This is a genomic window from Lentimicrobiaceae bacterium (assembly GCA_023227965.1).
Taxonomy (GTDB): domain Bacteria; phylum Bacteroidota; class Bacteroidia; order Bacteroidales; family JALOCA01; genus JALOCA01.
This window is the reverse complement of the sequence record JALOCA010000021.1, coordinates 26496-46425: the sequence shown is the minus strand read 5'-3', so window position 1 is coordinate 46425 and position 19930 is coordinate 26496. Positions and strand designations below refer to the sequence as shown.

General features: G+C 39.9%; 18 protein-coding genes. 9 read left to right on the top strand and 9 right to left on the bottom strand.

Going from position 1 to position 19930, the window contains the following annotated elements:
- The first annotated feature begins 351 nt into the window (after nucleotides 1-351).
- From M0R21_08430 to M0R21_08415, 4 genes are all read left to right on the top strand, one after another.
- Nucleotides 352-969, top strand: a complete 618-nt coding sequence (locus M0R21_08430; protein ID MCK9617850.1) for a hypothetical protein — start codon at nucleotides 352-354, stop codon at nucleotides 967-969.
- A gap of 292 nt (nucleotides 970-1261) precedes the next feature.
- Nucleotides 1262-1948 carry an aquaporin Z gene (gene aqpZ / locus M0R21_08425; GenBank protein ID MCK9617849.1) on the top strand — a complete coding sequence of 229 codons (687 nt, stop codon included), beginning with the start codon at nucleotides 1262-1264 and terminating at the stop codon, nucleotides 1946-1948.
- 127 nt (nucleotides 1949-2075) lie between these two features.
- Nucleotides 2076-2798 (top strand): CPBP family intramembrane metalloprotease, encoded by a 723-nt coding sequence (locus M0R21_08420; GenBank protein ID MCK9617848.1) that lies wholly within the window; start codon nucleotides 2076-2078, stop codon nucleotides 2796-2798.
- Between the two features lie 101 nt (nucleotides 2799-2899).
- Nucleotides 2900-3175: a helix-hairpin-helix domain-containing protein gene (locus M0R21_08415; GenBank protein MCK9617847.1), complete on the top strand. Its 276-nt coding sequence runs from the start codon at nucleotides 2900-2902 to the stop codon at nucleotides 3173-3175.
- 91 nt (nucleotides 3176-3266) lie between these two features.
- On the opposite strand, the gene dxs is transcribed toward M0R21_08415, so the two are convergent.
- Genes dxs through sufB form a run of 7 tightly spaced genes read right to left on the bottom strand, consistent with a single transcriptional unit; the run spans nucleotide 3267 to nucleotide 10976 of the window.
- Nucleotides 3267-5168, bottom strand: coding sequence for a 1-deoxy-D-xylulose-5-phosphate synthase (gene dxs / locus M0R21_08410; GenBank protein MCK9617846.1), 1902 nt, complete (start codon nucleotides 5166-5168; stop codon nucleotides 3267-3269).
- Between the two features lie 54 nt (nucleotides 5169-5222).
- Nucleotides 5223-5534: an SUF system Fe-S cluster assembly protein gene (locus M0R21_08405; GenBank protein MCK9617845.1), complete on the bottom strand. Its 312-nt coding sequence runs from the start codon at nucleotides 5532-5534 to the stop codon at nucleotides 5223-5225.
- Between the two features lie 20 nt (nucleotides 5535-5554).
- Nucleotides 5555-5989: a SufE family protein gene (locus M0R21_08400; protein MCK9617844.1), complete on the bottom strand. Its 435-nt coding sequence runs from the start codon at nucleotides 5987-5989 to the stop codon at nucleotides 5555-5557.
- Nucleotides 5990-6018: 29 nt separating this feature from the next.
- Nucleotides 6019-7257: a cysteine desulfurase gene (locus M0R21_08395; GenBank protein MCK9617843.1), complete on the bottom strand. Its 1239-nt coding sequence runs from the start codon at nucleotides 7255-7257 to the stop codon at nucleotides 6019-6021.
- 4 nt (nucleotides 7258-7261) lie between these two features.
- On the bottom strand, nucleotides 7262-8671 hold the full coding sequence (gene sufD / locus M0R21_08390; protein ID MCK9617842.1) for a Fe-S cluster assembly protein SufD: 1410 nt from the start codon (nucleotides 8669-8671) through the stop codon (nucleotides 7262-7264).
- Nucleotides 8672-8722: 51 nt separating this feature from the next.
- Nucleotides 8723-9469 (bottom strand): Fe-S cluster assembly ATPase SufC, encoded by a 747-nt coding sequence (gene sufC / locus M0R21_08385; protein MCK9617841.1) that lies wholly within the window; start codon nucleotides 9467-9469, stop codon nucleotides 8723-8725.
- Nucleotides 9470-9524: 55 nt separating this feature from the next.
- Nucleotides 9525-10976 (bottom strand): Fe-S cluster assembly protein SufB, encoded by a 1452-nt coding sequence (gene sufB, locus M0R21_08380; protein MCK9617840.1) that lies wholly within the window; start codon nucleotides 10974-10976, stop codon nucleotides 9525-9527.
- Nucleotides 10977-11147: 171 nt separating this feature from the next.
- Here sufB and M0R21_08375 point away from each other — a divergent pair, with 171 nt between their 5' ends.
- From M0R21_08375 to cydB, 4 genes are all read left to right on the top strand, one after another.
- Nucleotides 11148-12098, top strand: coding sequence for a DUF3667 domain-containing protein (locus tag M0R21_08375; GenBank protein ID MCK9617839.1), 951 nt, complete (start codon nucleotides 11148-11150; stop codon nucleotides 12096-12098).
- Between the two features lie 155 nt (nucleotides 12099-12253).
- Nucleotides 12254-12466 carry a DUF4492 domain-containing protein gene (locus M0R21_08370; GenBank protein MCK9617838.1) on the top strand — a complete coding sequence of 71 codons (213 nt, stop codon included), beginning with the start codon at nucleotides 12254-12256 and terminating at the stop codon, nucleotides 12464-12466.
- Nucleotides 12467-12469: 3 nt separating this feature from the next.
- Nucleotides 12470-14008, top strand: coding sequence for a cytochrome ubiquinol oxidase subunit I (locus M0R21_08365; GenBank protein MCK9617837.1), 1539 nt, complete (start codon nucleotides 12470-12472; stop codon nucleotides 14006-14008).
- A gap of 12 nt (nucleotides 14009-14020) precedes the next feature.
- Entirely contained in the window at nucleotides 14021-15151 is a 1131-nt protein-coding gene (gene cydB / locus M0R21_08360; GenBank protein ID MCK9617836.1) for a cytochrome d ubiquinol oxidase subunit II, read from the top strand.
- A gap of 142 nt (nucleotides 15152-15293) precedes the next feature.
- Here the strand turns inward: cydB and M0R21_08355 are convergent, their stop codons facing one another.
- Nucleotides 15294-16052: a hypothetical protein gene (locus tag M0R21_08355; protein MCK9617835.1), complete on the bottom strand. Its 759-nt coding sequence runs from the start codon at nucleotides 16050-16052 to the stop codon at nucleotides 15294-15296.
- 6 nt (nucleotides 16053-16058) lie between these two features.
- Complete coding sequence (locus tag M0R21_08350; GenBank protein ID MCK9617834.1) at nucleotides 16059-16220, bottom strand: hypothetical protein; 162 nt, start codon at nucleotides 16218-16220, stop codon at nucleotides 16059-16061.
- Nucleotides 16221-16273: 53 nt separating this feature from the next.
- On the opposite strand from M0R21_08350, the gene M0R21_08345 reads away from it, so the two are divergent.
- Nucleotides 16274-19927, top strand: coding sequence for a PKD domain-containing protein (locus M0R21_08345; GenBank protein ID MCK9617833.1), 3654 nt, complete (start codon nucleotides 16274-16276; stop codon nucleotides 19925-19927).
- Nucleotides 19928-19930 lie beyond the last annotated feature (3 nt).

Sequence of the window (19930 nt, the reverse complement as noted above, 5' to 3'; positions counted from 1 at the left end):
CGGTCTGCGAAAGCCAAGGGGCTGACCACCCGGCTGAGCAGAATTTGTAATTCTGCTCGGAACAATGCGGAATTTGCAATTCCGCAGAATAATAAAGTAAAAAGCATTGAAGGCAATATAAAATAAATGAAAACTAAAAATTACAAACTTTATAAAGTACCGAATGGGATTGGGAATTCTGATAAGCGGGGCGGTGTGGCTCGACAGGAAAGCAACCCGCAATCCCGCTTATGAAACTGACATCAACCAGATAAGTACAAACACATGTACTTTGAGTACGCGGATAAAATTTCAACTTCTTATCTGTTTTTAATATGCTGATATTATTTTAACTTAATAAATTGTTTACGGATGAAAAAATTTTTGATTTTTTTTATTTTAACAGTATTGTTTTTCCCTGCCATTTCACAAAATGAAATTTATTTAGCCCGAAAGGATACTGTAATTAAATTTTATAAAATTAAAATTAAAAAAGCTGAGTTGAAATATACCGTTAAGAAAAAAGACAGACGCTATAAATCAATGCTGACCGATGAAGTAGATTACGTAAAAATGTATGGTAACATTTATGGCGTTTCGGATAAATATTTTTTGAAAATTGATAAGAAATTTTTTGAAAACGATACCAGCAAACATGCCGCAATTGATGCCTGTAAACATTACAATATGTACAAAAAAGCTGCTAAAGGAACTTTCTGGACATCTTTTGTTGCCGGTCCGGCTTTTGGGTTGATACCTGCTATAATAATAACAAAAAAAAGTCCTTTGGAAATAAATTTGAATATGCCTGATAATTCATATAAAAATAGTAAGTTATATCAGGAAACTTATAAGCTTCAGGCAAAAAGAATTAAAAACAGCAAGGTGTGGGAGTCGTATGGAAATGGGCTACTGATGGATTTGGAATTAGCCTCAGCCGTTATAGCATTATCCTATTTCGGATTATATCTGGCGACCACTGCTTTCTGATAGCGTATCGAAATAATGTTTTTATAAATAAGGTTTGAAATTCTCCGCTGAGCAGAATTTGCAATTCCGCAGAATAATAAAGTAAAAAGCATTGAAGGCAATATAAAATAAATGAAAACTAAAAATTACAAACTTTATAAAGTACCGAATGGGATTGGGAATTCTGATAAGCGGGGTGGTGTGGCTCGGCAGGAAAGCAACCCGCAATTCATTACGGCATATACACTCAAACGTTAGTCAGAATTTTAGTAAAACAGACAATTTTAAATAATAACCTAAAAACAGAGAGAAAATGAAAAAATTAGTAGCAGAATTTATCGGAACCTTATGGTTAGTACTTGGAGGTTGCGGAAGTGCCGTTTTAGCGGCAGCATATCCTGAATTGGGAATTGGATTTGTAGGTGTTGCAATAGCTTTTGGCTTAACTGTAGTGACAATGGCATATGCTATCGGACACATTTCAGGTTGCCACCTTAACCCCGCTGTTTCTATCGGACTTTGGATTGGTGGTCGTTTTGACAAGAAAGAGGTTCTTCCCTACATTGCGGCCCAAGTATTGGGAGCTATTGCCGGAGCTGGCATCCTTTACATTATTGCAAGTGGAAAGACAGGGTTTGAAATTGGTGGATTTGCCGCAAATGGCTATGGAGAACATTCACCTGGAGGATATAGTATGCTTGCTGCATTAGTAACAGAAATTGTAATGACTTTTATGTTTTTGATAATTATTCTAGGTGCGACACATTCAAAAGCGCCTAAAGGATTAGCGGGATTGGCAATCGGTTTAGGATTAACTCTTATTCACTTAATAAGCATTCCTGTAACAAATACTTCTGTAAATCCTGCAAGAAGTACTAGTCAAGCATTATTTGCAGGTGACTGGGCGTTAAGTCAATTATGGTTGTTTTGGGTTGCTCCAATTGTTGGTGCAATATTAGCTGGAATCGTTTATAAAATAATATCACCAGAAAAAGAATAAAAACAATGGCTAACAAGCGGTCAAGTGTAATTGGCAAATAGGCAGTCGCAAGCCGAAAAAGCACAACAATTGCCAACTACACTTACCGCCGGAACGTTATGCCATTTAAATGACAAAAACAAATGAAATGAATAAATCAACTGAAACTTCCCAAAAATTACCTGTGTGGTGGATATTCATTTTAGTCCCGATGGGTATAGTCCTGACAACAATTGCTTACGAATTTATTAGACCTGAAATTCTGGAATTTAAAAACTTTTTAGGAATTTCTCAGGGTCGAATATTTTCTTTATTGTTATATACATTTTCAACTGGAATTGCAGTATCCATATATTTTCTTTTGCTAAAGCATAAAGGATTGAACTTTCATAAGGCAGGTTACAGATACTCAATTTCTGGGAAAGGATTGATTTATTCTCTGGTTTGTGTATCAATTGCAATCTTCTGCTATCCATTAATAGAAAGTTTCCTCAAGTTGCTGCATATTTCTATGTATTGGGGGGGGGAAATTTCCTTTCCAGTACAACAAAAAGAAAATCAAGATATTTATTGGGGTGTTTTGACGGCAGTAATTCTTGCTCCGCTAACTGAAGACACTATTTTTCGCGGATATGTTGTAGAGATGTTTAAAGAGCGAATGGGTAAATGGGTTACAATTACTTTAAGTTCACTTATTTTTGCATTAGTTCATTTACAATTTTTTGGGCCTGGGCTGACAATTTATATGTTAGTTTGGTCAATTTTGACATGCTTTCTTTATGTAAAATTTAACAATATTTATCCAAGTTTGATTTTTCACGCTTTGAATAATATTTGGGCATATATATTTGTGCCAATGATTTTTAAATAAAAACAAACGGCATACAACAGCATCTACCCGGCTGAGCGGTACCGGTTTAACCAGGATTCTGCTCATCCCTTCCAATCAAACCAAAATTTTCCTATTTTTTTATGACCAAACCCGATCAACTAAAACAACTTCAGCAAATCCCCGGTGTAGGCCGATCCATTGCCAGCGACCTGTGGAATATCAATATCCGCAGTATTGACGATTTGAAAGGTAAATCGCCGGAAAAACTATACGAACTATCGAACCAAAAGGCAGGGATGGTACAGGACCGATGCCTGTTGTATGCGTTTCGCTGTGCCGTTTACTATGCAGAAACAGAGGAACACCAGCGGGAGAAGGAGAAACTGCTTTGGTGGAATTGGAAAGAGAAAAAATAAGCGCCTAAAGATTGAATCTACCCCATGTAAAACTAAAATAGGGACTGAAATTCAGCCCCTGTTGTGTTATAATTTAATTAAAAATCGTGTTCTATTGAAAACATTCCCGCACAGCCTCGGCAATGCCTTCGGCATCGAAACCACATTCGTGGTAAAGTTGTTCGGGAGTTCCCTGTTCGATAAAACGATCGGGGATGCCGAGGCGCCGAACCGGGACAGAATAGTGGTTACCGGCAGCAAATTCCATCACTGCGCTTCCCAGCCCGCCAATGATTGCGCCGTCTTCAATGGTTATCACCTTACTGAAATTTTGAAATACTTCGTGTAGCAATGCTTCGTCTATGGGCTTCAGGAAACGAATGTCGTAATGTGCCGGACGAATATTTTCTTTTTCAAGAGACTTCAGTGCTTCAGTAACGAAATTTCCGGGATGTCCTATGGATATTATGGCTGTTTTTTCTCCGTTTATCAGCTTTCTTCCTTTCCCGGTTTCTATTTCTTTAAAAGGAGTTTTCCATTCGGGCATTACGCCTCTTCCGCGCGGATAACGTATCACAAAGGTGCCTTTCCCATCCGTTTGGGCAGTAAATAGCATGTTGCGTAGTTCCTCTTCATTCATCGGAGCCGCTATTATCAGGTTGGGGATGGGGCGAAGGTAAGCCAAATCGAAACAGCCATGGTGAGTGGCTCCGTCTTCGCCTACCAGTCCTCCACGGTCGAGACAGAACACTACATGCAGTTTCTGCAAGGCTACGTCGTGTATCAACTGGTCGTAGCTCCGCTGCATAAATGTGGAATAGATATTGCAAAAAGGAACGAATCCCTGTGTTGCCAGCCCGGCAGAGAAGGTAACGGCGTGTTGTTCGGCAATGCCTACATCAAAAACACGCTCGGGCATCTTTTCCATCATCAGGTTAAGCGAACATCCCGTAGGCATAGCCGGTGTTATGGCGACAATTTTCGGATTTTTCTCAGCCAGTTCAATTATCGTCAGTCCGAATACGGTTTGATATTTGGGCGAAAGTTTACCAAGACATTGCGATTCGATGATTTCGCCGGTATCTTTATCAAAAATACCCGGGGCATGGTAGGTTGTCTGGTTTTTTTCGGCTAATTCCAATCCTTTTCCCTTGGTGGTTATGCAATGTAGGAGCTTGGGCCCCTGTATACGTTTCATGTCGTTTAGTACTTCGGTCATACGCAACACGTCGTTGCCATCAACAGGGCCAAAGTACCGGAATTTCAAAGCTTCGAAAAGGTTACTTTTTTTAAAAATGGTAGATTTTATCGCATTCCCCATTTGTTTTACGATGTCGCGTGTGTTTTCGCCGTATTTGCTTCCGCCACCCAGTATTTGCCAAATCTTGTTACGGATGCGGTTATAAGTTCGTGAGGTAACAATATCGGTGAGGTATTCTTTCAGTGCTCCTACGCTTTCATCAATGGAAATGCCATTATCATTCAGGATAACGAGGATGTTGGTGTTGGAAACGCCTGCATTATTCAATGCTTCCATCGCCATGCCTCCCGTCATGGAACCATCGCCTATCACTGCAATATGCTGGCGCTTTGTGTTTCCTTCCAGTTTGGAAGCTATAGCCATTCCCAGCACTGCCGAAATGGAAGTGGAGGAGTGTCCGACGCCGAAAGCATCGTATTCGCTCTCGCTCATCCGCGGAAAACCGGAAATTCCCTGGTAAGTACGGTTGGTTACAAAGGCATCGCGCCTGCCGGTAATTATTTTATGTGCATACGCCTGATGACCTACGTCCCAAACCAGTTTGTCGTCAGGTGTATTAAATACGTAATGTAATGCAACTGCCAGTTCCACAGTGCCAAGGTTCGCACCAAGATGTCCCGGATTCTTAGAAATGACTTCAATAATATACGTACGTATTTCTTCACATAAAGCAGGTAGTTCGCTCTTTTTCAGCTTTCGCAGTTGGTAGGGAGAATCAATGGCAGAAAGAATTTTACCGGGTTCTGCAGTCATAGTGAGGGCGTATTCTGTCTGCAAAAATAATAAAAATGCAATGTAAGCGGTTGTTTACAGCAAACCGAGTTCCAGTTTTGCTTCTTCCGAAATCATATCGGAATCCCAGGGCGGGTCGAAAACCAATTCTATTTCAGCATCTTTCAGTCCTTCGATGCTTTTTACCCGTTCGCGAACTTCTTCGGGCAGGCTGTCGGCAACCGGACAATTAGGAGCAGTAACGGTCATTTTAATATAAACAGAATTGTCGTCGTTTACTTTTATCTCGTAAATTAGCCCCATGTCGTAGATGTTTACCGGTATTTCCGGATCGTGTATGGTTTTAAGAGCAGAAATTACTAAGGATTTTAAGATTTGCTTGTCCATGATGCGGAATTTATTTTTAGTTATTTCTGTTTTGCCTGGTATTTTGTTTTAAAAGCTAAAGCATACAGTTTTATTTGTTTTACCATGGAAAGCAATCCGTTGGAACGGGTTGGCGAAAGATGTTCATTCAACCCGATGCTCTCCACAAAATGTAATGGAGCGTTCAGAATGTCTTCTGGTGTTTGCCCGGAAAGAACCCGTATCAGCAGGCTAATAATGCCTTTGGTGATCACGGCATCGCTGTCGGCGGTGAAAAAGATTTTCCCGTCGCGGTATTCTGCCTGCAACCATACCCTCGATTGGCATCCTACTATCAGGTTACTGTCCATTTTGTATTTTTCTTCTATCAATGGTAAACTTTTCCCTAATTCTATCAGGTAATTATACCGGTCCATCCAATCGTCGAAATTGGAAAATTCCTGTATGATTTGTTGCTCAATTTCGTTTATTGTCATTTTTTTATTGATTCAAATTTTACCAAGCATCAGCCAAGCATTTCCTTTACTTTTTGTACTCCTTCCACCAAACAGTCAATTTCTTCTTTTGTATTGTAAAGAGAAAAAGAAGCACGTATTGTTCCCGGAATTTCAAAACGGTCCATCAGCGGCTGGGTGCAATGGTGGCCGGTGCGTACGGCTATTCCCATACGGTCGAGGATCATTCCTGCATCATAAGGGTGAATTTTATCCATCACAAAAGAAATTACCGCAGCTTTATGATTTGAAGTTCCTATTATTTTCAAACCTATTATTTGCAACAGTTTTTCGGTAGCATATCTGAGCAATTCATTTTCGTATGCACCTATGTTTTCCAATCCCGTTTCCGTAAGATAGTCAATGGCAGCACCAAAGCCAACGGTATCGGCTACATTGGGCGTTCCTGCTTCAAATTTGTAGGGTAATTCGTTGTAGGTAGTCTTATCAAAAGTTACCGTTTGTATCATTTCGCCACCAAACTGGTAAGGGGGCAAGGCATTCAGCCATTTCTCCTTTCCGTAAAGGCAACCAATGCCCATCGGCCCGTACATTTTATGCCCGGACAGGGTGTAGAAATCGCAGTCTAAATCCTGAACATCCACTTTCATGTGAGCCACAGCCTGTGCTCCATCAACTAAAACCGGGATGTTTTGTAAATGACATTTTGCAACGATTTCCTTCACCGGGTTAATGGTTCCCAGTGTATTGGAAACGTGGGCAATTGCAACCAACCTGGTTTTTTGCGTAAGCAATCTTTCAAAAGCTTGCATGTCCAGTTCGCCTGCATCGGTAATCGGGATTACCCGCAGTTTTGCCTGTTTTTCTTCGCAGATATTTTGCCAGGGAACGAGGTTGGAATGATGTTCCATCTCCGAAACCAGGATTTCATCGCCTTTATTTAAAAACTTTTTACCAAAAGAAGAAGCTACCAGGTTTATTGCTTCGGTAGTTCCCCGGGTGAAAATTATCTCGCAGTTGCTGCCGGCATTAACAAAACGGGCTGTCTTTTCCCGAACTTTTTCAAAAGAACGAGTTGCCTGCTGGCTGAGATAATGTACACCGCGATGTACGTTAGCATTTTCCGTTTCATAATATTTCACAATGGCTTCAATAACCTCTTTCGGTTTTTGTGTGGTAGCGGCATTATCGAAGTAAACCAATGGTTTCCCGTAAACCTGTCGTTGCAGGATGGGAAAGTTGGATCTGATTTTTTCTATGTCTGGTGTCAATGGATTTTTTTTGTACAAATTTCTAAATTTTGGACAGATCAATATCAAATTTTACGGGCTTTCTTCCGCTGCAATCGAGTATGCACTGGTCGCAGATGGAAAGTTCTCCTTTCAGGCGTTTAATAATCAGTTCGTCCATTCTTTCACGCAAAGGTTCGATGGCAATTTTGTCAATCACCTCTTCGGCAAAAGCATTCATCAGCAACATTCGTGCGCTATCTTCCGAAATGCCGCGCGAACGCAGATAAAACATGGCTTCCGGATTCAATTGCCCTACAGTAGCTCCGTGGCTGCATTTTACATCGTCGGCATAAATCTCCAGATGTGGCTCAGAGTGGACATTGGCTTTATCCGTAAGAAGAATATTCCGGTTGGTTTGAAAAGCATTCGTTTTCTGGGCATCCTGCCTTACCAGCACTTTCCCGTTAAATACGCCTTGTGCCTGGTCGTCCAAAATTCCTTTGAATAGTTGGTTACTGACGCAATTGGGCACGGCATGGTCAACAAAAATATGATTGTCAACATGCTGGTCTTTGTCGGCAAGGTACAATCCGTACAAATTGGCTTCTGCCCCTTCGCCTGCAAAGGTTACGTTTGAATTGTTCCGTACGATTCCTCCGTTTAGCGTAATGATGTTGGAGTTTAAAGTGCTGTTTGCTTCCAGATGGAAATAAATGGAGGCAAGCAGGGTGGATTCGCTGTCCTTGTTCTGCAGCTTGTAATGATCAAAATGGGCATTTTCACCTACGTAAATCTCACCTACCGAACTTATCAGACTTGCTTTGTGCAAAAGAGAATGATCACAGTAAACCAGTTGCAGGCTGCTGTTTTTCCCCATCACCAAAAGGTGCCGTGGCTGGATAAAAATGTTTTCCTTCAGATTGATGATGTTGATGATCTGAATAGGTTTGTCCACTATCACATTATCAGGCACGTAAATAAAGATTCCGTCTTGAGCAAAGGCGGTGTTCAGCGCATCGAAACCATTGTTTTTTATATCTGCATAGTGTGCAAAATGTTTTTCAAAAATCTGCGGATACACCTTCATGGCTTTCGCCATGCTTCCAACTACCACGCCTCCACTGATGGTGGTAAGTGGTTGGTTATCGGAAATAAACCAGCCATTCAGTTGGCTGAAGAGATAAGTATCAAGATTATAAACATCGCAATGGAAAATCTTTTCCAAATCCACCTTTTCTTCCGATGGCTCAAGATGCTGAATATATTCCAAAGCAAGAGGTTTTGCAAGGTTGGTTTGCCGCCATGCTTCCATTTTGGGATTGGGGAATCCCAATTTTACAAAGCTTTGCAGAGCTTCCTCCCGCAGATTATGCATGAAATCCGGCTCACTTTTCCAGCGAAAGCGTTTGTTTTCTTCAAACAATGCTACCAGCTTGTCTTTAAATGTATTTTCGGTTAATATTCCTTCCATTTTCGTCAGTTTCTGATTATTAGTTTCAAGTTTTGAATAATGAACTTGAAACTACAAACCGTTTTTAATCCATTCGTAACCTTTTTCTTCCAGTTCCAGTGCAAGTTCTTTACCGCCGGTTTTCACAATTTTTCCGTCGTAAAGTACATGTACTACATCCGGAACGATATATTCGAGCAGTCGCTGGTAATGCGTAATGACGATGAATGCGTTGTCCTTGCGACGGAGTTTGTTTACGCCATTGGCTACAATGCGCAGTGCATCAATGTCGAGTCCGGAGTCGGTTTCGTCAAGGATGGCAAGCGTAGGTTCGAGCATCGCCATCTGGAAGATTTCATTTTTCTTCTTTTCTCCACCCGAAAAACCTTCGTTTACCGAACGGTTAGTGAGTTTGCTCTGAATTTCCACCAGTTTTTTTCTATCTTCCATCATGGCAAGAAATTCACTGGCAGGAAGCGGATCCAATCCTCTGTATTTTCGTTGTTCGTTCACGGCTGTACGCATGAAATTGGTGATGCTTACTCCCGGAATTTCCACAGGATACTGAAAACCAAGGAAAATTCCCTCACATGCTCGCTCTTCCGGCGAAAGATGCAGCAAGTCTTTTCCTTTGTAGAGAACTTCGCCTGATGTTACCTCAAAAACATTCCTTCCGGCAATCACGGATGCAAGGGTGCTTTTCCCGGTTCCGTTGGGTCCCATAATGGCATGTACTTCTCCGGCATTTATATCGAGGTTTACTCCTTTTAAGATTTCTTTATTATTGATCGAAACTTTTAAATTCTTTATATTCAGCATAACAGTAAAGTTATTTTTTATTTTCTATTGATTATTTTTATGGATAAACTGGCTATTAGCCTACGCTGCCCTCCAGGCTGATAGAAAGCAATTTTTGTGCTTCCACGGCAAATTCCATTGGCAGTTTATTTAGAACTTCTTTGGCATAGCCGTTTACAATCAGCCCGATAGCGCTTTCAGTGCTGATACCTCGCTGGTTACAATAAAACAACTGATCGTCGGATATTTTACTGGTAGTTGCTTCGTGCTCCACCACGGAAGACTTATTTTCCGTTTTGATATATGGATAAGTGTGCGCACCGCATTTGCTGCCAAGTAGTAGTGAATCGCACTGCGAAAAATTTCTGGAATTTTCGGCACGTTTGGTCATCTTTACCAGCCCGCGGTAGCTGTTGTTGCTGTGTCCGGCAGAAATACCTTTGGAAATGATGGTACTTTTGGTGTTTTTCCCAAGATGTATCATTTTGGTTCCCGTGTCTGCCTGCTGGTAATTGTTGGTTACGGCTACCGAGTAAAATTCGCCTATGGAATTGTCGCCCATGAGCACCACGCTGGGATATTTCCAGGTGATAGCCGAGCCGGTTTCCACCTGCGTCCACGAAATTTTGGAATTGTTGCCTTTGCAAATCCCTCGTTTGGTAACAAAATTGTAGATTCCGCCTTCTCCCTTTTTGTTTCCTGGATACCAGTTTTGTACGGTGGAGTATTTTACCTCAGCATCTTTCATCGTAATGATTTCCACGATGGCAGCATGTAACTGGTTTTCATCACGCATGGGAGCAGTGCAGCCTTCCATGTAGCTTACGTAAGCGCCTTCGTCGGCAACAATCAATGTGCGTTCAAACTGTCCTGTGTTGGCAGCATTGATTCGGAAATAGGTGGAAAGTTCTACCGGGCAACGAACGCCTTTGGGTATATAACAGAATGATCCATCAGTAAATACAGCAGAATTGAGTGCCGCAAAGAAGTTATCATTGGTAGGAACCACCGTTCCGAGGTGTTGTTTCACCAGATCGGGATGTTTTTGCACTGCTTCGCTAAACGAGCAAAAGACGATTCCCAGCTTTGCCAGCGTATCGCTGAAGGTTGTCTTTACCGAAACACTGTCAATAACAGCATCCACAGCCATTCCGGTAAGTCTTTTCTGTTCTTCCAGCGATATACCTAGTTTATTAAAAGTAGCAACTAATTCAGGGTCTACTTCCTCGAAGCCGGCATTTTGTTCTTTCTTTTTAGGAGCAGCGTAATAAATAATACTTTGGTAATCAATGGGTGGATGATGGATGTGTGCCCAAGTGGGTTCGGTAAGGGTAAGCCAGTGCTTGTATGCTTGTAGCCGGAATTCGAGCAGCCACTCCGGTTCATTTTTTTTGGCAGAAATAAACCGGATTATGTCTTCACTGAGACCGCGGGGTGCTGTTTCCATCTGAATATCTGTGTAAAAGCCCCATTTATATTCGTTTTGGGTTACTTTTTCCAGTATATTGTTGGATTCTTTGGTCATTATTTGGATTAAATTAAAATAAGCACGCAAAAATAGTAATTAAAGTATAAAAAATAACAATAGTGTGGGATAAAAGTTTGGTACTGACGCTGTGCAAAAGATTTTATCTTTATAACGGTTAAAGCTACTGTTTCTTGCAATTGTAAATATTTTTTATTTTTGAAAAAATATTCAATGGAAAACGAGATAAAGGAAAACATATGTCCCAATTGCAATGAATCAATGGGGGCGAAGGATCGTTTTTGTTCCCATTGCGGACAGAAGTGGCTCAATGAGAAAGATTTTTCGGTGAAGAAATTTTTTGTGGAATCGGTTGGCGACTTCTTTCATTTCGATTCAAAATTTGTACATACCATCGTTCCATTATTGTTTAAACCGGGACTTCTTACCAAGGAATATCTGGAAGGCAAACGGCAGCGGTTTTTCCATCCCTTTAAAATGTTCTTGTTTATCAGTGTAGTTTATTTTTTTGTTGCAGGAATGTTGTCTGAAAAAAAAGATTCGGAATTTGAGCCAACGGTTACGAATAAAAATACCGGAATTCAAGAAGGTAAATCGCCAAATACTTTCCAAATTACAACCAATAATCCTTCTCTTCAGAAACTGAATTCGATGAATCCGGATACTTTACGTGAAAAAGTAAAAAAAGAAGGCATTGATAAGTTTATCAAAAAAGAATTTCCGGATGCAAGCAGGATACGTCAGTTTACTGCAAAACAATATATTAAAATTAATTTATCTGGACCAGAATTATTTATAGAAGAGTTGAACCATGTCATTTCTAAAATGGTCTTTCTGATCATTCCCTTTTTTGCCGGTTTGTTAAAGATTTTTTATATCCGGCGAAAAACAAATTATTTCAACCATCTAATTTTCTCTTTTAATTTTCATAGCTTTATTTTTATGCTTTTTCTGATTAGGGAATTTTTTTCGCCGATAACGGAAATTTCTTTCCTGCTTATTTTACCTATTATATCTGTTTACCTTTACCTTGCATTAAAAAAAGTTTACTCTCAAAGCCTGGGAAAGACATTTATTAAAATATTTTTATTACATCTTGGCTATCTTTTCGTTCTATTGGTGTTTCTTATAATTGTTATAGGCTATTCTGTTATAGTATTTTAGTTGTCTGTTTTTATATTTTGTTATTTAGGACTGCAAAGCAAGGCAGAAAAACACTTAACAAAACATGTTAAAATTTTTTTGTGGGAAAGTTGTATTTTTACTGTTGGTAATAAAAATAATTATATATTTACATCCTTAATTACTTTAATGCTTAAATGAATTTTTTTAAAAAAATATTTTACTTTTATTACGATGGTTTTCGCAGCATGACCGTTGGGAGAAAGCTGTGGTTAATTATATTCATTAAGCTTTTTGTCATGTTTGTAGTATTAAAATTATTTTTCTTTAAGGATTTTCTTAAAACAAAATTTGACAATGATGCCCAGAGAAGCGAATACGTAATTGAACAACTCACCAAAACACAATAAAATATGACAGAATTGATTGACCCATCATTAGTGGAATGGTCGCGGGGGCAATTTGCACTTACTGCCATGTATCACTGGTTATTTGTACCTCTCACGCTTGGTATTTCATTCATCATCGCTATCATGGAGACGATATATGTACGAACCGGCAATCCTGAATGGAAAAAAATTACCAAATTTTGGATGACTCTTTTCGGTATCAATTTTGCCATAGGTATAGCTACCGGAATCATTCTTGAATTTGAATTTGGCACCAATTGGTCGAATTATTCTTGGTTTGTGGGGGATATATTTGGCGCACCGCTTGCCATAGAAGGCATTATGGCATTTTTTATCGAGTCTACATTTATAGCGGTTATGTTTTTCGGTTGGCAAAAGGTATCTCCGAAATTTCATCTGATGTCAACCTGGCTGGTAGCCGTAGGTGCTAATTTATCTGCCTTATGGATACTCGTTGCCAATGCATGGATGCAATTGCCGGTAGGTATGCATTTTAATCCAGATACCGCCCGCAATGAAATGTTAAATTTTGGGGATGTGCTTTTTTCGCCTATGGCGGTGCATAAATTTTTACATACCGTAACTTCCTCTTATTTGCTTTCGTCGGTATTTGTTGTTGGGGTAAGCTCTTGGTTCCTGCTTCGGAAGCGGCATCAGTTGTTCGCACGTCGCAGCATTTTGATAGCTTCTGTTTTTGGATTGATTATGTCCATTTACACAATTGTCTCAGGCGATAGTTCTGCCAAAACTATAGCCAAACATCAGCCAATGAAATTTGCTGCTTTCGAAGGATTATACAAAGGGCAGGAGGGAGCCGGACTGGTAGCCATAGGCTTAATGTCTGAATCGAAAATTGATCCCACAAACAAAAATATGAAAGATTTTGCCTTTAAAATAGAAATTCCAAATTTTCTTTCCTATCTGGCATTCGGAGATTTAAATGCATATGTTCCCGGGATCAACGATTTACTGAATGGCAACAGCGAAAGGGGGATTATTTCGGCAACAGAAAAAATGGAAAAGGGAAAACTGGCTATAAATGCCCTTGCAGGGTATAAAAAAGCTATGAAAGTCAATAATGTTGTTGCGGCTGACAGTTGTAAAAAAGTTCTGGAAGCTAATTACAAGTATTTTGGTTACGGCTATTTTACGCAAGTAAATGATCTTGTACCAAGTATCCCGCTGACATTTTACAGTTTTCATCTAATGGTCGGAATCGGCTTCTTTTTTGTACTGTTATTCCTGATTTTTTTGTACAAATTATACAGAAATACTCTCGATACTTCCAAAAGCTGGCTCAGAATGGCTGTAATTAGCATCCCGCTGGCTTACATTGCCTCACAGGCAGGGTGGATTACAGCCGAAATGGGGCGGCAACCCTGGGTGATACAGGATTTGATGCCGACTCTTTCGGCAATTTCGCAAATAGACGCCATGTCGGTTAAAATTACTTTCTGGTTGTTTGCGGTTGTTTTCACAGCTTTGATGATAGCAGAAATCAAAATTTTATCTCATCAAATCAAAATAGGACCTAAAGAATAGGAGAATATAGCCATGTTTGAAACTTTATCATTATTAGCTTTGCAGCAGTACTGGTGGGTAATCATCTCATTTTTAGCTGGCATTCTTGTTTTTCTAATGTTTGTGCAGGGTGGAGGTACCCTTATCTATATTTTGGGGAAAAATGAAAATGAGCGTACTCTTCTGGTAAATTCTTTGGGAAGAAAATGGGAATTTACCTTTACCACCCTTGTTACTTTTGGAGGTGCTTTTTTTGCTTCCTTTCCTTTGTTTTATGCAACAAGTTTTGGCGGAGCTTATTGGGTGTGGATGCTTATTCTTTTCAGTTTTGTAATCCAGGCGATATCCTATGAATACCGCACAAAACCACATAATTTTTTGGGGCAGAAAACCTATGAAACTTTTCTGTTTATTAACGGATTATTGGGAACCATCCTTATCGGAACTGCCGTATCCACTTTTTTCACCGGTTCACAATTTTCGGTAAACGAACTCAACCAGTCGCGTTGGGAAACTCCACTTCACGGAATAGAAGCGGCTTTCAATTTTCAGAATCTTTTGCTGGGACTTGCCATCTTTTTTTTGGCACGTATGCTTGGACTTCAGTATTTTATGAACAATATAAAAAACAAAGCAATTTATTTGCGAGTGCACCGGCAACTGGCTTATGCCATTGTTCCGTTTCTGGTTTTTTTCCTTTTGTTTATTGGATTGTTGTTTACCCAAAAAGGTTTTGCTTACCAGGCAGACACGCGTGAAGTGGTAATGGAACCCTACAAATATCTTCATAACTTATTGGAAATGCCGATTGTATCGCTTCTGTTTTTGGGAGGAGTAGCGTTTGTACTGGTGTCGGTATATTTGTCATTTTTTAAAAAGTCTACTTCCAGCATCTGGTATTCAAGCATAGGAACCATCCTTACGGTGTTTTCGCTTTTCCTGATAGCAGGGTTCAATAACACTGCTTTTTATCCTTCTACATTTGACTTACAGGATTCGTTAACCATTGAAAATGCTTCCTCGAGTCATTATACCCTTACTGTAATGGCTTACGTGTCGTTGCTTGTGCCATTTGTACTTGCTTATATTTACTGGGCATGGAAATCCATCAATAAAAAACCCATTGACCTTGCCGAGTTGGATGAAGAAGAACACTTGTATTAACTTAAAAAAGAAAAAAATGTATGTAATATCTATTTGTTGGTTTTTCAGTTTACCTTTAGTTATTTATTTGTCATACAGAGCGATATTGCTGGCGCTGAAAAAATTTGAGAAATAAAATTTTCAAAAACTTCCGGGCACGTAGTTAAGGTAAGTATTTTTTCCATTTCCAACGCATAATTGAGCCGAAAGTTATTATGAACAAAGTTACAAAGACACCTAAAACTGCAGAGAGAAAAGCGGATTTTTCTCCAAAAAAGGTCATTGCTGTTACAGATGAAAATGCAGAATTTTTTGTTACCAACATAAGGGTAGAACTTACTGTAAAGCCCCAGCCTGATTTGAAATAGTTAAGAAAAATAACGTAAACAAAACCCAAAACAAACATCGCCGCAAAACATACCAGCGAAACGTGTAACAATAACCCCGGCTGGTGAATAAAATTATCCCTGCTTAGTCCTATGATGGGCATAATTACGAAAAAGAATCCCCAGTTGATGACTCTTCCCCTGTATTTTTCTACTATTGGCTGTATTTTTTTGTGTCGTAAAAACCTTGAAATTACAAGAGGAATAATGATTAATAATGTCATCATCCCAAAAATTTTTGCGGGAGGAATCAGTGATTTCCCAAGAAAGAGATAAAGTATTGCTGGTGTAAGAAATATTGCTGCAAGGTGTGTCCCAAACACTCCAGTAATTGAAAAATGAATATCTCCTTTCATTGATGCCGAAAAAGGAATTACCGATGGTCCCGGCGGGGCGGCTGCAATGAGTATAAAACCTGTAAACAAAGCCGTTTCAGGTGTAAAGATGGATGCAAATCCAATGATTACTGTGCTGAAAACAACAAAATTAAGCAGTATTGAAACCAAAAGAGGTTTGATAGCATTTTTTACAGGCATCCATGATTAAAAACTAAATCCGGAAGTGGCAGCTACCATCACTATTCCGAGTGTAATCATTGAAATTTGTGATAAAAATCGGATTTTTTCACCCAATAATAACCCGGCAATGAATGATAATAATATTATAAAGTCGCGGTGATTCAATAGCTTGACAAGTTTTCCCATTAGAACTAAATAATTGTATTTTTGTAAACTTTTTTCGTTAAAATAATAAAACCATGAATAAATTTAACTTATTAGTAGCCTTTTTGTTCGCTTCCATAGTGGGCTTTTCGCAGCAGAGCAATACACTACCACCCCAGGATACCAGCAACTACCCTTACTGGATAGAGATGATGCAGGATCCGTCAGTAAACTTTTTTTCGGTACAGTCGGCTTTCAATAAATATTGGGAAAACCGTCCTGTAACCCGCTCCAAAGGATGGAAACCCTTTAAACGTTGGGAATATATGATGCAAAATCGAGTTTCTCCCACCGGCGAGCGACCGGCAAACAATGCTGTTTTAAAAGCATATCAAAAGTACCTGGGAAATGCTGATGGAGCCAAATCGTTAAGTGGTAACTGGGTTAGCCTTGGTCCATCACAGATTCCTTTGGGCAAAGGTTATAAAGGACTTGGAAGGGTAAATGCTGTCGCTTTTCATCCGAACGATCCACAAACTATTTACATCGGAGCCCCTTCGGGAGGGCTTTGGGTATCAACAGATGCTGGTTCAACATGGAGTGTGTTGACTGACCATTTGCTTACCCTCGGAGTTTCGGCTATTGCAGTTGATTATACTAATCCTCAGACTATTTACATTGGAACCGGTGACCGTGATGCCGGCGATGCCCCAGGTTTAGGTGTGTGGAAAAGTGTTGACGGAGGCATAAACTGGCTTCCTTATAATTTGGGAATGGAAGATGCAACTATTGGCAAATTGCTTATTCATCCTACAAATCATTCAATAATATTTGCTGCTGCAAGCAACGGGTTTTACAAGTCAACTGATGGCGGATTTACCTGGACTTTAACTTCAATGGGAAATTATAAAGACCTTGTTATAAAACCTGGAAATCCCTCAGTTTTATATGCCGGAGTGGGCGGAAAATTTTACCGTTCGGAAGACGAAGGTGAAACATGGACATGGATTCACAATGGCATTCCTGCCGGTAGCAGGGCGGCAGTTGCAATTACACCTGCAAACCCTGAAGTAGTTTATGTTTTGTTAGCCAGTGCAGACGATGGATTCAAAGGATTGTACAAATCAACCGATAGCGGTTTGAATTTTACCGTCCAATCTACCAGTCCGAATATTATGGACTGGTCGTGCGATGGAAGCGGAAGTGGAGGCCAAGGTTGGTACGACCTTGCTCTTGCCGCCGACCCCAATGACGAATCTTTGATTTACGTAGGAGGTGTTGATATTTGGAAATCATACAATAGCGGTATAGATTGGCAGATTACAGCCCATTGGTACGGGGGGTGTGATGTTACTTCTGTACATGCCGACCATCACGTCTTTGAATATTCTCCAGTGGACGGAAAATTATACATTGGTTGCGATGGTGGAGTGTACTGGACTAATAACGAAGGTGTTAACTGGACTGAAATAAGTAGTGGACTGATTATCAGCCAGGCTTACAAAATAGGACAAAGTGCTACAAAAACCAATTTGTGTATTAATGGATATCAGGATAACGGAACTTCCGCTTACGATGGTGGAAACTGGTATGCTATAAATGGAGGCGATGGAATGGAATGTGCCGTTGATCCCGTTGATTCCCATTATCGTTATTCAACTTTATATTATGGAAGTATTTACCGACATTTTAACAATGGCGGGGGAGAGTATATCACTGATGTACAAAATGGGGTAAACGAAACAGGTGGCTGGGTAACGCCTTTTATCATTGATAAAAATGATGCAAACACGATGTTTGTTGGCTACAAAAGTGTTCACCGTAGCAATAATATTAAAGCTTCACCGGCTTCGAGTGTAGAGTTTGTAAAAATTTCTGAAAGCATGGCTGGCGGAGATTTAACTATTCTTTGCCAATCGTATGCAAATACTGACGTTTTGTATGTTGCAAGCGGAAATAACCTTTTCCGTACCGATAATTGCCATGCCGATTCTCCGGCTTGGTTAAATATGTCGGAAAGCCTTCCTGCAACCAATACCATTACTGCAATTGAAACCAACCTGCTTGATGAAAATATTGTGTACATGGCACAGCAGACAAAACTCTTTCGTTCTTCAGACAAAGGTCTTACCTGGGTTGAAATTACAGGAGCTTTGCCGGAAGTAAATATCAATACTATTATTGCTTACAGGCACAGTCTGAATGGAATATATGTCGGAACAGATGCAGGAGTTTATTATAAGGATGGTACCTTCTGCGGATGGGTTAATTTTACTAACGGTTTGCCTCTTGCTGCAAGAATTACTGAGCTTGAAATTTACCACGATGATGCCAATCCCGTTAACGACAGAATTAAAGCAGGAACTTATGGCAGAGGATTGTGGGAATCGGATATGTACCGCACTTCACCCATGGCAGATTTTATAGCTGATCAATCATTAATTCCGCCGGGTTGCAGTATCAACTTTACCGATTTATCATCGGGAGTTCCTTTTGCATGGCAATGGAATTTTGATGGGGGGACTCCATCTGTATCAACTGCCCGGAGCCCGCAGCAAATTTTTTACAACACACCGGGTGTTTACAATGTACAACTTATTGTAAGCAACGATCAGGGTATTGATACCTTGTTCTTGAAGAATTACATCCATGTAAGCGATACCCTGTTACCTGAAGCTGGTTTTTATGCTGACAAAACAGCTTTTTGTGCAGGCGACAATGCCGTTGTAAGTTTTACCGACACCACAAAATTCTGCCCTTCAGTTTGGAACTGGCAATTCGATCCCGCAACGGTAACATTTGTAAATAATACTTCTTCTGGTTCGCAAAATCCCCAGGTGCAATTTGATCAGGTGGGAAATTATGATGTTACTCTTATCGCTTCCAATGCAAACGGAAGCAATTCGCAGATACAAACTCGGTGCATTAATGTAGGTGGATACACTATTCCCTTTAGCGAAAACTTTGATCAAGGTTTGAACATTCGTTCGTGGACTGTGGAAAACCCTGATAATAATATTACTTGGAGCAGTTATGCCAACGTTAATACTTATCCGGGTGATTTATCTGCTTTTATGAATTTCTTTAACTATCACTCTCCTCCGGGCAAACGCGACAGGCTTATTTCTCCGGTTTTAGACCTTACAGGCGAAGCCAATGTACACCTTAATTTTAAACATGCGTATGCCAAACAATATGAATCTATTACTGATTCTCTGATTGTTTATATTTCTACAGATTGCGGAACAAACTGGACAAGGATTTTTGCTGCTGGTGATGATAATTCCGGAAGTTTTGCAACGCATCCCTTAACTACCGAGGAGTTTATTCCATTAGGTACTGATGACTGGTGTGATGGTGCTTATGGAAGTGCCTGTAATACGATTGATATAACTCCCTGGTCAGGTGGTAATAATGTGAAAATAGCTTTTGAATCATTTAACTATTACGGGAATAATCTCTTTTTGGATGAAGTAAGCATTACAAACGGAGTGGGTATTGGCACAATTGTTCCGCAAAATGCATTTGTAATCTATCCCAATCCGGCTTCTGGATTATTTACCCTGCAGATACAGCAACCCGATGTTGCAGAAGTTCACATTTATAACATTCAGGGTCAGGAGGTAAAACGGCTGAACTTTTCAGGTACTGGTGTTACTTTCAACCTAAGCGAAATGCCAAAAGGTGTTTATGTCGTAAAGTGTACAACCTCTCAGTCTCTTGTAGTGAAAAGAATTATTGTAGAATAGTTG

Excerpts from the sequence above, each read along its gene's own strand:
- M0R21_08420 (MCK9617848.1), top strand. The coding sequence starts at position 2,076 with ATGAATAAATCAACTGAAACTTCCCAAAAATTACCTGTGTGGTGGATA.
- M0R21_08345 (MCK9617833.1), top strand. The coding sequence starts at position 16,274 with ATGAATAAATTTAACTTATTAGTAGCCTTTTTGTTCGCTTCCATAGTG.
- M0R21_08415 (MCK9617847.1), top strand. The coding sequence starts at position 2,900 with ATGACCAAACCCGATCAACTAAAACAACTTCAGCAAATCCCCGGTGTA.
- M0R21_08350 (MCK9617834.1), bottom strand. The coding sequence starts at position 16,220 with ATGGGAAAACTTGTCAAGCTATTGAATCACCGCGACTTTATAATATTA.
- sufC (MCK9617841.1), bottom strand. The coding sequence starts at position 9,469 with ATGCTGAATATAAAGAATTTAAAAGTTTCGATCAATAATAAAGAAATC.
- M0R21_08405 (MCK9617845.1), bottom strand. The coding sequence starts at position 5,534 with ATGGACAAGCAAATCTTAAAATCCTTAGTAATTTCTGCTCTTAAAACC.
- M0R21_08430 (MCK9617850.1), top strand. The coding sequence starts at position 352 with ATGAAAAAATTTTTGATTTTTTTTATTTTAACAGTATTGTTTTTCCCT.
- aqpZ (MCK9617849.1), top strand. The coding sequence starts at position 1,262 with ATGAAAAAATTAGTAGCAGAATTTATCGGAACCTTATGGTTAGTACTT.
- dxs (MCK9617846.1), bottom strand. The coding sequence starts at position 5,168 with ATGACTGCAGAACCCGGTAAAATTCTTTCTGCCATTGATTCTCCCTAC.
- M0R21_08400 (MCK9617844.1), bottom strand. The coding sequence starts at position 5,989 with ATGACAATAAACGAAATTGAGCAACAAATCATACAGGAATTTTCCAAT.
- M0R21_08370 (MCK9617838.1), top strand. The coding sequence starts at position 12,254 with ATGAATTTTTTTAAAAAAATATTTTACTTTTATTACGATGGTTTTCGC.
- M0R21_08375 (MCK9617839.1), top strand. The coding sequence starts at position 11,148 with ATGGAAAACGAGATAAAGGAAAACATATGTCCCAATTGCAATGAATCA.
- M0R21_08355 (MCK9617835.1), bottom strand. The coding sequence starts at position 16,052 with ATGCCTGTAAAAAATGCTATCAAACCTCTTTTGGTTTCAATACTGCTT.
- cydB (MCK9617836.1), top strand. The coding sequence starts at position 14,021 with ATGTTTGAAACTTTATCATTATTAGCTTTGCAGCAGTACTGGTGGGTA.
- sufD (MCK9617842.1), bottom strand. The coding sequence starts at position 8,671 with ATGGAAGGAATATTAACCGAAAATACATTTAAAGACAAGCTGGTAGCA.
- M0R21_08365 (MCK9617837.1), top strand. The coding sequence starts at position 12,470 with ATGACAGAATTGATTGACCCATCATTAGTGGAATGGTCGCGGGGGCAA.